This is a genomic window from Phenylobacterium sp. (genome assembly GCF_965229015.1).
Taxonomy (GTDB): Bacteria; Pseudomonadota; Alphaproteobacteria; order Caulobacterales; family Caulobacteraceae; genus Phenylobacterium.
In genome coordinates this window covers 1,271,645-1,284,215 of sequence record NZ_CBDDIM010000002.1, presented here as the reverse complement: position 1 = coordinate 1,284,215, position 12,571 = coordinate 1,271,645, and the positions used below count along the sequence as shown (strand labels likewise).

The window sequence follows — 12,571 nt, the reverse complement described above, 5'->3', positions numbered from 1 at the left end:
GCTTCGGTTTTCCACACGGTGCGTCTATGTACCAGGTTCGCTAAGAGAGACCTCGCTTGAGCGCCCCCGCGGGCTTCAAGGCTTTGCGGGACGACGTGTTGCAGCAGATCGACTACCAGGCCCTCTTCGACGTCCTGCCCAGCCCCTACATGGTCCTGGACCGGGCGCTGCGGTACGTCGCCGCCAACCAGGCCTATGCCCAGGTGGTCGGCCGGTCCCGCGAGGACCTGCTGGGCCGGAACATCTTCGACCTGTTCCCCGACCCCGGCGAGAGCGGCCGCCTGCTGCGGGCGTCCTTCGAGCGGGTCATCGAGACCCGTCACGCCGACAGCATGGCGCTGATCTCCTACGCCATCGAACGGCCGGCCGCGCGCGGCGGCGGGATGGAGCTGCGCTACTGGTCGGCGGTCCACACCCCCCTGCTGGGGGCGGATGGCGAGGTGGCCTTCATCGTCCAGAACACCGTCGACGTCACCGAGCTCCAGACCTTGAAGGAGATGGCCCACGGTCCGGGCGCCCTGGCCCCCGGGCCCGGCGAGACCAGCCTGCTCCAACGGGTGCAGGAGGTGCAGGAGGCCAACCTCTCCCTGCTGCAGGAGACCGGCGAGCTGCGCGACATCTTCCGCCAGGCGCCCGGCTTCATGGCCGTGCTCACCGGACCGGACCTCACCTTCACCCTCGCCAACGACGCCTACAACCAGCTTATCGGCCATCGCCCGGTGATCGGCCGGCCCGTGGCCACGGCCCTGCCCGAGGTGCGCGGCCAGGGCTTCATCCAGCTGCTCGAAGGCGTGATGGCCAGCCGCGAGCCCTTCATCGGCCGCTCGATCAGCGTCCTTCTCCAGCGCACGCCGGACGGGCCGCCCGAGGAACGCTTCCTGGACTTCATCTACCAGCCGATCCTCGGCGCCGACGGCCAGGCGGCCGGGGTCTTCGTGGAGGGCAGCGACGTCACCGACCGGGTGCGCGCCGAGGAGCAGCAGAAGCTGCTGCTGGACGAGCTGAACCACCGGGTGAAGAACACGCTGGCCACCGTCCAGTCCATCGCCGCCCAGACCCTGCGCACCAGCCCCGACCCCCAGGCCTTCAAGGTGGCCTTCGAGTCCCGGCTGATGGCGCTCTCCTCCACCCACGACCTGCTCACCGCCTCCAGCTGGCGCGGCGCCGACCTGCGCGACATCCTGGGCGCCGAGTTCCGGCCCCATGGCGTCGAGCGCTACAAGCTGGAGGGTCCCGACCTCGGGCTCTCCCCGGCCCAGGCCCTGGCGCTCGGCCTGCTGTTCCACGAACTGGCCACCAACGCCGCCAAGTATGGCGCGCTCTCCAGCCCCGAGGGCTGCGTGAAGGTGACCTGGACGGTGGCAGATCGGCGACTGGTGATCACCTGGACCGAGGAGAAGGGCCCCAGGGTCACAGCCCCGACCCGCAAGGGTTTCGGCTCACGCCTGATCGAGCGCAGCCTCAAGGGCGAACTCGGCGGCGAGGCGACCCTCGACTACCGCGAGGACGGCCTCCACTGCCAGGTTATCCTGCCGCTGGGAGCCGCGAGCTAGGCTCGACGGGGCTGGGTCCGCGCCCCCGGCGTCTGGCCGATATAGTCGATCAGGGCACGGCTCGGCGCCCAGCCCAGCAGGCGGGTCTTGCTGGTGTCGATGTCGGCGCTCATCCGGTTGCCGGCCACCTCCGGCCCCATGACGATCTCGCCGCCGAACATCTCGGCCACCTCCAGGATGGAATAGGCGCGGCTGTCGCCCAGGCCGAAGTCGTCGCCCTCGCCGTGTTCCCCCACCAGGACCAGGCCTTCGACGATGTCGTCGATATGGGTGAAGTTGCGCTTCTGGGTGCCCGGCGCGTTGACCCGCAGGGGCTCGCCGGCCAGCCGCCGCTGGCGGAAGATCTCGATCAGGGTGCCATAGGCCCCGGCCCGCTCGCCCGGCCCATAGACATTGTAGAAGTAGGTGATGGCGTAGTTCAGCCCGTACCAGTCGCCATAGTTGCGCACGAGCTCGGTGTTGGTGGCCTTGGTCCAGGCATAGGGGCTCTGGTCGCGCCCCAGCCCCCCGTCCCCGAACTTGGTGGAGGATCCGGCGTAGAGCAGCTTGCAGCCCCTCTCCCGGCAGAACTCCAGGACCCCGAAGGTGCCGACCTTGTTCAGGTCCCACACCACCTCGGGCTCCTTCAGGCTCTTCTCCACCCGGGAATATTCTCCCAGGTGGAAGACCAGGTCCGGCGTCTCCGGAACCAGGGCCGCGATGTCCCGAGTGTGCCCCTCGCGATAGTCGACCCCCTCGACATGGGCGTCGCGGGTCCCGGCGAAATAGTTGTCCAGCGAGATCACCCGGTGGCCCTCGGCCGCCAGGCGGGCGCACAGCGACGAACCGATGAACCCGGCTCCGCCGGTGACGAGAATGAGTTTGGCCATGGGGTGGAGATTGCCTGGGAGGGTTTAAAGCGGTCTTAGCCGGGCGGATTCTACGGCGAACACCCGCCCTCAAAACCTCATCCTTGATTCCTAAAGCTTCACCCCGCCGGCCTCCAGCTTGGCGAAACCGGCCTTGGTGAGCTTCACATAGCCCTTGGCGCCGTCCTTGTAGAACATCGGCCCCTTCACCTTGCCGGGGTCGAAGCCCTCGGCCACCAGGTCCACCTTGCGGTGCTTGAAGGTGCCGGTGACCTCGATGGCCGGCAGCAGGCGCACGAAGACCGGCTGGGCGTAGGGCGGAAGGTCGCGCCCCACCTGCTCGCCGAAGGCCTTGATGTCGAAGCTGCCGTCCACCACCAGGGCCGCCATGCCCGCTCGGCCGTCGGTCCCGGGCGCCTGCACCCCGTAGACATTGGCCTCGGTGACGCCGGGGATGGCCTCCAGCCGCTCGGCCACCTCGCCGGTGGAGACGTTCTCGCCCTTCCAGCGGAAGGTGTCGCCGATCCGGTCGACGAAATAGAAGTAGCCGTCGGCGTCCTGCTTCATCAGGTCGCCGGTGCGGAACCAGGCGTCGCCTTTCTCGAAGACGTCGCGCAGGATCTTCTTGTCCGAGGCGGCCTTGTCGACATAGCCCGTATATTCGCTGCGGGCGTCGCCGGCGTTGATCTTGCCGATGCACTCCCCCACCTGGCCGGCCCCGCACTCGATGCAGAAGCCGTCGGTCCCGCGGATCGGCGCCTCGGCCTCCACGTCATACTGCACCAGGCGGATGTTGAACTTGTTGCGCAGCCACTTGGGCGCCCGGCCGATGGCGCCGGTGCGGCCATCGAAGTTGAACATCGACACATTGCCCTCGGTGGAGCCGTAGAACTCCAGGATCTCCGGGATGCGGAAGCGCGCCTTCATCTCGGCCCAGACGTCGGGGCGCAGGCCGTTGCCGAAGGCCAGGCGCAGCCGGTGGCGGGTGTCGTCCTCGCCGGGGGCCTGGTTCACCAGGTAGCGGCACAGCTCGCCGATATAGACGAACATGGTGGCTTCCTCGGCCGCCACGTCGGACCAGAAGTGGGTGGCCGAGAACTTCTTCTTCAGCACCACCGACCCGCCGTTCAGCAGGGCCGCGCCCAGGCCGCAGAGACCGCCGGTGGAGTGGTAGAGCGGCAGGGGGTTGTAGACCCGGTCCTTCTCCGTGGCGCCGGTGGCCCCGGCGAAGCCGCGCATGAACAGCTGGGCCCGCACGTGGGTGATCCGGGCGGCCTTGGGCAGGCCGGTGGTGCCGGAGGTGTAGATCAGGAGCGCGGTGTCGTGCGCCGTCATGCCCTCGCGCACCATCCGGTCCGGCGGCAGGGAGCTGCAGCTCTTCAGGGCCTGGGAAAGGTCGCGCTGGTCGCCGACGGCGTGGCCCAGCACCCATTGCTGCATGGGTCGCTCCAGCAGGCCGCGGGCCTGCTCGAAGATAGGGGATGTCTCGCCGTCGACGATGGCGTGGCCGGCGCCGGAGATGTTCAGGCAATGGGCCAGCGCCAGGCCCGAAAGCTGGTTGTTGATCAGTGCGGTGACCACGCCGACCTTGGTCAGGCCGTACCAGATGGGGAAATATTCCAGCCGGTTGGGCATGAACAGCGCCACGGTCTGGCCGCGCCGCAGGTTGTTGGTCTTGGCCCAATGGGCGTAGCGGTTGGCGATGGCGTCCATCTCGCCATAGGTCAGGGTCTTGCCCTCGAAGGTCAGGGCGCGGCGGTCGCGCCACTGGTCGACGGCGGCCTGCAGATCGTCGCAGATCAGGTTTGGCGAGGCGGGCGCAATGGTCTTCACCCGCTTCAGGGTGCGGTTAAGGCCGCGTACGAACCGCCACTCACGTTCGAGCCGGGCCTTAAAACTCATGCATACCCCTCCGACGTCGAAAACACCTTGGCGGGGCGGCGCGCGCCGGGTCAAGCGGGGCCTTGGAGACCAGGGGTCACACCCGCGTCAGGCGAACCCGACCGTGGCGCAAAGGACTCAGTCCGACGCCCCGACTCTCGGGTAGTCTGGTTCCATGACAGCCCTGCCCCGCGCCATCCTGTTCGACCTGGACGACACCCTCATCTCCCTGGGCCGCCGCCCGCAGCTGCTGGCCGAGGTGGCCGAGGAGTTCGCCGCCGATCTCACGCCCCCCGGCCCGGCCCGGGTCGTGGAGGCGACGGAGGCCGCCTTCCGAGTTTACTGGTCGGATCCCGAGCGCCACCGGATCGGGCGCATGGATTTGGCCGCGGCGCGGCTCGGCATCGTCACCGAGGCCTTCGCGGACCTCCGGCGGCAGGCGCCTGGCCTGACCCCGGAGGTCGCCCGGGCCTTCGCCTCGCGCTTCGACGCCTACCGCGAGGAACAGATCCGCTTCTTCCCCGGCGCCCTGGAGGCCATCGACGAGCTGAAGCATCGCGGCGTGAAGCTGGCCCTGGTGACCAACGGCGCGGCCGCCGTCCAGCGGCAGAAGATCGAGCGCTTCGACCTGGCCCACCGCTTCGACCATATCCAGATCGAGGGGGAGGCCGGTTTCGGCAAGCCCGAGGAGATGGCCTATCTCCACGCCATGGCCACGCTCGGTGTCACCGCGGCGGAGACCTGGATGGTGGGGGACAATCTGGAATGGGAGGTCGCCGCCCCCCAGCGCCTGGGAATCTACGCCATCTGGCACGACCACCTAGGGACGGGCCTGCCCGAGGACAGCCCCGTGATCCCCGACCGCATCGTGCGCTCCATCGCCGAACTGACCGCCGATTTGAGCTGAGCCGCCAATTAAGGCGCGATTGCGGTGCGAATTTGAAAGAATTCGGCCTGATGATGGACGAATATTGACCAACAACCGCACGAAAACTCAAGTTATCGAAGAAAAAGTGAATCGCCGCAAACCGGTATTCCATAGGCAATAGCGGCGCTTCGGACCCCGTCGCGCCGGGGCGCCGGCTCGAAATCACGGAACGTGTGAGGAGCCGCTTCGTTAATCTCCCGAACAACACTGGGAGGTCTGAAACATGACTGTCGAATATAGCCCCTTCGCTAAGCCCACCTTCACCGCCGCCGACTTCGAGCGCGACGAGCCGGCCCTGGCCGGTGACACGCCGATGTTCGCCGAGACCCCGATCTACGCCCGTCCCAAGGGCCGCAAGGCCAAGGGTGGCATCCATCCGGCGGCCCTGATCGCCGTGCCCACCGTGGCCCTCGCCCTCGGCGCCGCCGTGATGTTGATGGGCGCGCCCCGTGACGAGGCTCCGCCTCCGAGCGCCGCGGCCACCGTGGCCCCGGCTCCGATGCTGACCCCGGCTCCGGCCCAGACCGCGGCCCTCGAGGCCCCGGCCGCCATGGCCCCGGAGACGCCGCGCATCGCGCCGGCTCGGATCGAGACGCCCAGAGCCACGGCTCGGGTCGCCGCCACGCCCACCCGCGTGGCCCGCGCCCGCCCCGCTGCGGCGCCCAGCGCCGAGGCCGCGGGTCAGGACGCCAGCGCCACCCTGCCGTCGGCCCCGATGACCTATTCGGGCTCGGCCCAGACCTCGGCGTCGGCCCCGACCGCCATCGTGGTTCCGCCGGTGACGGTGGCTCCCGAGCCGGTCAACCCGGCCCCGGCCACGCCGGACTCGGCCCAGCCGGAGGCGGCCATCGTTCCGACCCCGTAAAGGGTCAGTGATCTCCGGGGTTGGAGCCTCCCCTCTCCCCAACCCCGACAAACTGGGCGGCGCCTCCGGGCGCCGCCCTTTTTCGTGGTCCGGAACCTTCCCGCACGGTGGAGGTTAGAGACCCATGTCCATCCTGATCGTCATCCTCGTCGTCGTGGTTCTCCTGGCCCTGGCCCTGTTCGCCGTCCAGAAGATGCCCATCCCCTCGCCCCTCAACTGGATCATCCAGGTGGTGCTGATCGTCATCGCCATCGCGGTGATCGGCCAGCGCGCCGGCCTGTTCTAGGACACCGCGCGATTGATCCGGGGCAGGCCGCCCGTTAGGCTCCAAGCCCGCCGGCCCTTCGGCGCGCTTTCCAGTCAGTGAACGTTTTCCCGATGGACGATCTCACGAGCGGCCAGGTCGAGACCCTGCGCGATCTGGCCCGCAAGAAGGCCGGCGAGGCCGTGGGCTTCGTCAACATCGCCGACGCCCGCGCCCTGACCGAGCTGGGCCTGGCCCACCGCAGCCAGGAGGGCTGGGACATCACGCCGGAGGGGACCGCCCTGCTGGCGCGCGACGCCCCGCCCCCGGCCGACATCGACCCGGGCTGAACTCGGCGGTCGGACACGCGAAAGCTGTCGGAAATTTCACTTTCGGTCCCTCCCCCGGCGCCTATGGTCACGGCCAAAGTGACCTTGGGGGCCTCATGTTACGCACCGCCTTTTCCGTCCTCGCCCTGACCGCGGCCCTGGCCGCCGCACCCGCCTACGCCCAGACGCCCGCCGCCGCGCAGGCCGCGGCGGCGCCAGCCGTTTCGGAGGACGCCCGCCTGGCGGCCTTCTTCCAGGAGGCCTTCCTGGAGAGCGCCCGCCTCAGCCCCGAGACCCTCACCGCGCTCGGCATGAAGGAACGCTACGGCGAACTCGGCGACTACACCAAGGCCGGCCAGGACAAGGCCCTGGCCGTCGCCCAGGCCCAGCTGGCCCGCATGACCACGACCTTCGACCGCGCCCGGCTCAGCCCGGAGTCCCAGCTCTCCTACGACCTGTTCGCCAAGGCCGTGGCCACCCAGGCCACCCTGACCAAATGGTACTGGCAGGCCTATGCGGTCTCCTCCACCGGCGGCGCCCTGGACGCCCTGCCGGTCATGCTGATCAACAACCACCGGGTCGACACCGTCGCGGACGCCGAGGCCTATGTCGCCCGCCTGCGGGCGGTGGAGCGGGTGGGCGGCGAGGTCTCCGCCGACCTCGACGAGCGCACCGCCAAGGGCTACCTACCGCCGGCCTTCGTCTTCGGCCGCGTCATCCCCGACGCCCAGAACCAGATCAAGGGCGCCCCCTTCGACAACGCCCCCGACCACGCCATCTGGGCCGACTTCAAGACCAAGGTCGCCGCGCTCAAGACCGACGAAGCCACCAAGGCCCGGCTGCTGGCCGACGGCGAGGCGGCGCTGAAGGGGCAATGGCGGCGCGGCTACCAACGCTACCTGGCCGCCCTCGCGGCCATGTCGGCCAAGGCGACCAGCGTCAACGGCGTCTGGGCCCTGCCCCAGGGCGACGCCTACTACGCCGACATGGTGGCCTTCTTCACCACCACCACCCTCACACCCGACCAGATCCACCAGACGGGCCTGTCGGAGGTCGCTCGCATCCGCGGCGAGATGGAGGCCATCAAGACCAAGGTCGGGTTCAAGGGCTCGCTGGCCGAGTTCTTCGCCTATGTGAAGACCGACCCAAAGTTCCACTATCCCAACACTCCGGCCGGCAAGCAGCAGTACCTGGCCGACGCCAAGGCGCTGATCGCCAATTATATGGCCGTGGCGCCCCGGCAGTTCTCCCACCTGCCCAAGCAGGCCCTGGAGGTCCGCGCCGTCGAGCCGTTCCGCGAGAAGACCGCCTCGGTGGCCTTCTACAATCCGGGGACCCCCGACGGTTCGCGGCCGGGCATCTTCTACGTCAACCTGTCGGACATGACCCAGGTGCTGAAGCCCCAGATCGAGGCGATCGCCTATCACGAGGGCGCGCCGGGCCACCACTTCCAGATCGCCCGCTCCATGGAGCAGGCCGAGCTGCCGATGTTCCGCCGCTTCGCCTACCAGGGCGCTTATATCGAGGGCTGGGGCCTGTACGCCGAGAAGCTCGGCAGGGAGGCCGGCTTCTACCAGGACCCCTATAACGACTTCGGCAGGCTCTCCCTGGAGCTGTGGCGCGCCGCCCGCCTGGTGGTGGACACCGGCATCCACGCCAAGCATTGGACCCGCGACCAGACCATCGCCTACATGCGCGACAACACGCTGAACTCCGAGCGCGACATCGCCTCCGAGGTCGACCGCTATTTCACCAATCCCGGCCAAGCCACCAGCTACAAGACCGGCCAGCTGAAGATCTCGCAGCTGCGCGCCAAGGCCGAGGCGGCCCTGGGCTCGAAGTTCGACCTCAGGGACTACCACGAGGTGGTGCTGTCCAACGGCGCCCTGCCCCTGGACGTCCTGGAGGCCCAGGTCGACGCCTATATCGCGCGGAAGAAATAGGCCGGCGTCGAGGGCCGCCGCCATAGCTTCACCGTGGTGTTGATGGGATGATCGGGCCGCCCGCGTCTCAACCGTACGGATGTCCCGGCCCATGCCGACCCAAGCCCTCGACGACGCCTTCGCCGCGGAGGGCTCAGCCCTGCTGTTGCCGGGCGGGGCGCTGCTGGCGGACGCCGGCGAGGCGGTGGCGGCCCTCTACCGGCTGACCGCCGGACGCCTGGCCGAGGTGGAGCCGGCGGTGGAGGGCGGCGGGCGCCTGCTGACGGTGCATCGGCCCGGCGCCCTGATCGGCGGGGCCCAGCTCCTGGGCGATGGCCTGCACCACACCACCATCACCGCCCTGCGGGATTCCGAGCTGCAGGCGATCCCCGCCGCCCGCGCCGCGGTGCTGCTGGGGCAGCGTCCCGACCTGCTGGCCGCCGTGGCCCGGGCCGCCCTGGCGCGCCTGAGCGCCACGCCCTCGGCCCAGCCGCGCAAGAGCTCGATCCTGGGGTTCGTGGCCATCAGCGAGGGCGTGGCCCTGCGCGATCTGGTGGAACGCCTGGCGGTCGCCATGCGCGCCCTGGGCGCCGAGGTCGCGGTGGTGGGGGCCGAGGCCGACGACAGCTCGCCGGCCTATCTCCACGCCCTGGAGGTGGAGCACGACTTCGTCCTGATGGCCGCCGAGCGCAGCGAGGTCGACTTCGCCACCTATTGCGGCCGCCAGATCGACCGCCTGATCCTGGTGACCGACGCCCAGACGCCCCCGCCCGCCGGCCCCATCGGCTTCGCCACCCCGGCGATCCGCAACCAGCGCCTGCTGGACGTCATCCGCCTCCACCCCGCCGGGACCGGACGGCCCCGCGATTCCGAGCCCTGGCTGGACGCCGTCCCGGCCTCGCGCCTGTTCCAGATCCGCCAGGGCGACGGGCCCGACCTCGCCCGCCTGGCGCGCATCTACACCGGCAATTCGGTGGGCCTGGCGCTCTCGGGGGGCGGCGCCCGGGCCTACGCCCATGTGGGGGTGGCGCGCGCCCTGGCCGAGCTGGGCATCCCCATCGACTTCGTGGCCGGCACCTCCATGGGCTCGGTCATCGGCGCGGGCCTGGCCATGGGCTGGGAGAGCGCGGAGATGGAGCGCCGCATCCACGAGGCCTTCGTGGATTCCAGCCCCCTGTCGGACATCGCCTTCCCCATCCTGGCCATGACCCGGGGCCGCATGGTGGACCGCCGCCTGGAGACCCACTTCGGCGAGGTCCAGATCAGCGACCTGTGGCGGCCCTTCACCTGCGTCTCCACCGACCTCACCGTCGGCGGCATGCGCGTCCACCGCCGGGGCCCGTTGCGCCGGGCCCTGCGCGCCTCCCTGTCCCTGCCGGGCGTCCTGCCGCCGGTGGTGGAGGACGGTCACGTGCTGGTGGACGGGTCCCTGGTGCGCAACCTGCCGGTGGACCTGGTTCGCGAGCAGCATGACGGGGTGACCATCGGGGTCGACGTCTCCAGCGCCGACGGCCTGAAGCCCGACGACCTGCTGCTCAAGCCCTCCGGCTGGCGCTGGCTCGCCTCCGGCGCCTGGCTGCGGGGTCCGCCGATCGTCTCGGTGCTGATCCGCTCGGCCACCATGCCCAGCGTCACCGCCTCGGCCCTGGTCCGCGACGACGTGGTGCGGATCACCCCCCGGGTCACGGGCGTCGGACTGCAGGACTGGAAGGCCTACGACCTGGCCGTCGACGCCGGCTACCGCGCCGCCATGGCCGCCGCCGACCACCTGTCAGGCCTGCGGCGCTGAGCTCCGCGCCGCCTGTGGCGCGCTGTCGCAGGCTCGGCCCAGGCGCCGTTGGGTAACCTTTCCGTCAGCCTCGCCAAGGTAAACGCGAGATTGCCAAAGACGAGGCCGTCGCGACGCCGGCCGTAAGGCGGGAACTCCCATGTCGTTCAACAACCTCAAGATTTCCCGCAAGCTCACCGTCGGCTTCGCCGCCGTCACCCTGACCATGGCCGGCATGGGCGCGGCCACCTTCCTGTCCTTCCAGTCCCTGGAGACCGCCCGCCGGGAAACCGACGAGAGCCGCCAGACCATCCAGATCCTCAACGAGGCGAAGTTCTACCTGGCCCGCCAGGAGAACAGCTATCGCGGCTTCCTGCTGTCGGCGAACCCCTACTATGTCGAGCGCATCGCCAAGCACCGGGGCAACTTCAAGAAGCGCCTGACCGACGCCGCGCCCCTGCTGGCCGACACCCCCAAGGAACTGGAGACCCTCACCGCCATCGGCGCCGCGGCCGACCGCTGGCACAGCGAGATCGTCGAGGCCGGCCAGGTCCTGGCCGCCGACCCCGCCACCCGCCAGCAGGCCGTCGACATGATCTCCCCCGACGGCGCCGCCGACGGCCTGATCGCGCCGGCCGAGGACGGCATCGAGGCCATCTTCGACGCCGAGACCAAGCGCCTGGCGGGCCTGGCGACCTCCCAGGCCGCCACCACCCGCAACGCCTATCTCAGCCTGGCCGCGGGCCTGGCGCTGGGCCTGCTGATCGCCGTGACGGTGGGCCTGTGGCTCACCCGCGCCATCGCCGGCCCCGTCACCGCCATGACCAGCGCCATGCGCAGGCTGGCCTCCGGCGACTTCACCGTGGAGATCCCGGCTCAGGGCCGCCGCGATGAGGTGGGGCTGATGGCCGAGGCCGTGGCGGTCTTCAAGGACGCCGGCGTCGAGAAGCTGCGCCTGGAGGGCATGAGCGCCGAGCAGCGCCGCGCCGCCGAGGAGGCGCGCGCCGCCACCGAGGCCGCCAAGGCCCGCGCCGCCGCCGAGCAGGCCGCCGTCGTGGCGTCCCTGGCCGGCGGCCTGGAGCACCTCAGCCGCGGCGACCTCACCCACCGCATCGCCGAGGCCTTCCCCGAGGACTACGCCAAGCTGAAGAGCGACTTCAACGCCGCCATCGGCCAGCTGCAGGAGGCCATGACCATCGTGGTGGGCAATGTCCGCGGCATCCGCAACGGCTCGGGCGAGATCACCGTGGCCACCGACCACCTGTCGCGCCGCACCGAGCAGCAGGCCGCCAGCCTCGAGGAGACCGCCGCGGCCCTGGAGCAGATCACCTCCACCGTCCAGCGCTCGGCCAGCGGCGCCATCTCCTGCGCCCAGGTGGTCCAGGCCGCCCGCGGCGACGCCCAGACCAGCGGCGACGTCGTCCGCCAGGCCGTCGAGGCCATGAGCGCCATCGAGGGCTCGGCCCGCGAGATCAGCGCCATCATCGGCGTCATCGACGAGATCGCCTTCCAGACCAACCTGCTGGCCCTCAACGCGGGCGTCGAGGCCGCCCGGGCCGGGGAGTCCGGCAAGGGCTTCGCCGTCGTCGCCTCCGAGGTCCGGGCGCTCGCCCAGCGCTCCGCCGACGCCGCCAAGGAGATCAAGGCCCTGATCTCGGCCTCGACCCGACAGGTGGAGACCGGCGTGAAGCTGGTGGGCCAGACCGGCGAGAGCCTGCAGCGGATCATCGAGAAGGTGGCCGACATCGACAGCCTGGTCACCGAGATGGCCGCCGGCGCCCAGGAGCAGGCCACAGGCCTCGCCGAGGTCAGCACGGCCGTGAACCAGATGGACCAGCTCACCCAGCAGAACGCCGCCATGGTGGAGGAAAGCACCGCCGCCAGCCACGCCCTGCGCAACGAGGCCGACGTCCTGGCCGGCTCCATCAGCCGCTTCAACACCGGCGCGCCCATTGAGGCGCCGCCCGCCCGCAGGCCCGCCGCGGTGGCGATGAAGACCGTCAGCCGCGCCGGCGGCGCCGTTCGCAGGCCGCAGGCCGAGGGTTGGGAAGAGTTCTAGGCCTCGCGGGCCGCCCTCAGAGCGATCGGCGGCCGCGGAAGAAGTGCAGCACCACCATCACCAGGGCGATCAGCAGCAGGACGTGGATCGCCGCGCTCGTCACGTGGAACGCGAAGAAGCCGAGCAGCCAGAGGACGAGGAGCACGATGGCGATGGTGGCGAGCATGGTGGCGA

General features: G+C 70.1%; 11 protein-coding genes. 8 read left to right on the top strand and 3 right to left on the bottom strand.

Annotated features, from left to right (window positions below; translation table 11 throughout):
• Nucleotides 1–56: 56 nt before the first annotated feature.
• Complete coding sequence (locus tag ACO06I_RS22595; protein ID WP_421934870.1) at nucleotides 57–1,553, top strand: sensor histidine kinase; 1,497 nt, start codon at nucleotides 57–59, stop codon at nucleotides 1,551–1,553.
• Here the strand turns inward: ACO06I_RS22595 and ACO06I_RS22590 are convergent.
• Both ACO06I_RS22590 and ACO06I_RS22585 read right to left on the bottom strand, forming a co-directional pair.
• Nucleotides 1,550–2,422, bottom strand: coding sequence for an NAD-dependent epimerase/dehydratase family protein (locus tag ACO06I_RS22590; RefSeq protein WP_421934869.1), 873 nt, complete (start codon nucleotides 2,420–2,422; stop codon nucleotides 1,550–1,552). The two genes, ACO06I_RS22595 and ACO06I_RS22590, sit on opposite strands and share 4 nt — an antisense overlap.
• A 90-nt stretch (nucleotides 2,423–2,512) precedes the next feature.
• Nucleotides 2,513–4,303, bottom strand: a complete 1,791-nt coding sequence (locus ACO06I_RS22585; RefSeq protein ID WP_421934868.1) for a long-chain-acyl-CoA synthetase — start codon at nucleotides 4,301–4,303, stop codon at nucleotides 2,513–2,515.
• Nucleotides 4,304–4,457: 154 nt separating this feature from the next.
• Between ACO06I_RS22585 and ACO06I_RS22580 the strand changes: the two genes are divergently transcribed.
• The 7 genes from ACO06I_RS22580 to ACO06I_RS22550 all read left to right on the top strand — a co-directional run bounded on the left by ACO06I_RS22580 (nucleotide 4,458) and on the right by ACO06I_RS22550 (nucleotide 12,397).
• Complete coding sequence (locus tag ACO06I_RS22580; protein WP_421934867.1) at nucleotides 4,458–5,189, top strand: HAD family hydrolase; 732 nt, start codon at nucleotides 4,458–4,460, stop codon at nucleotides 5,187–5,189.
• A 244-nt stretch (nucleotides 5,190–5,433) separates the two neighbouring features.
• Nucleotides 5,434–6,075 (top strand): hypothetical protein, encoded by a 642-nt coding sequence (locus tag ACO06I_RS22575; RefSeq protein WP_421934866.1) that lies wholly within the window; start codon nucleotides 5,434–5,436, stop codon nucleotides 6,073–6,075.
• 124 nt (nucleotides 6,076–6,199) lie between these two features.
• Nucleotides 6,200–6,361, top strand: a complete 162-nt coding sequence (locus ACO06I_RS22570) for a hypothetical protein (protein WP_421934865.1) — start codon at nucleotides 6,200–6,202, stop codon at nucleotides 6,359–6,361.
• A 92-nt stretch (nucleotides 6,362–6,453) separates the two neighbouring features.
• Nucleotides 6,454–6,669: a hypothetical protein gene (locus ACO06I_RS22565; protein WP_421934864.1), complete on the top strand. Its 216-nt coding sequence runs from the start codon at nucleotides 6,454–6,456 to the stop codon at nucleotides 6,667–6,669.
• A 95-nt stretch (nucleotides 6,670–6,764) separates the two neighbouring features.
• Nucleotides 6,765–8,591 (top strand): DUF885 domain-containing protein, encoded by a 1,827-nt coding sequence (locus tag ACO06I_RS22560; protein WP_421934863.1) that lies wholly within the window; start codon nucleotides 6,765–6,767, stop codon nucleotides 8,589–8,591.
• A gap of 91 nt (nucleotides 8,592–8,682) precedes the next feature.
• Nucleotides 8,683–10,359 (top strand): patatin-like phospholipase family protein, encoded by a 1,677-nt coding sequence (locus ACO06I_RS22555; protein ID WP_421934862.1) that lies wholly within the window; start codon nucleotides 8,683–8,685, stop codon nucleotides 10,357–10,359.
• 139 nt (nucleotides 10,360–10,498) lie between these two features.
• Nucleotides 10,499–12,397, top strand: a complete 1,899-nt coding sequence (locus ACO06I_RS22550; RefSeq protein ID WP_421934861.1) for a methyl-accepting chemotaxis protein — start codon at nucleotides 10,499–10,501, stop codon at nucleotides 12,395–12,397.
• A 16-nt stretch (nucleotides 12,398–12,413) separates the two neighbouring features.
• Here ACO06I_RS22550 and ACO06I_RS22545 read toward each other — a convergent pair whose 3' ends face one another.
• Nucleotides 12,414–12,563 carry a lmo0937 family membrane protein gene (locus tag ACO06I_RS22545; RefSeq protein WP_421934860.1) on the bottom strand — a complete coding sequence of 50 codons (150 nt, stop codon included), beginning with the start codon at nucleotides 12,561–12,563 and terminating at the stop codon, nucleotides 12,414–12,416.
• Nucleotides 12,564–12,571 lie beyond the last annotated feature (8 nt).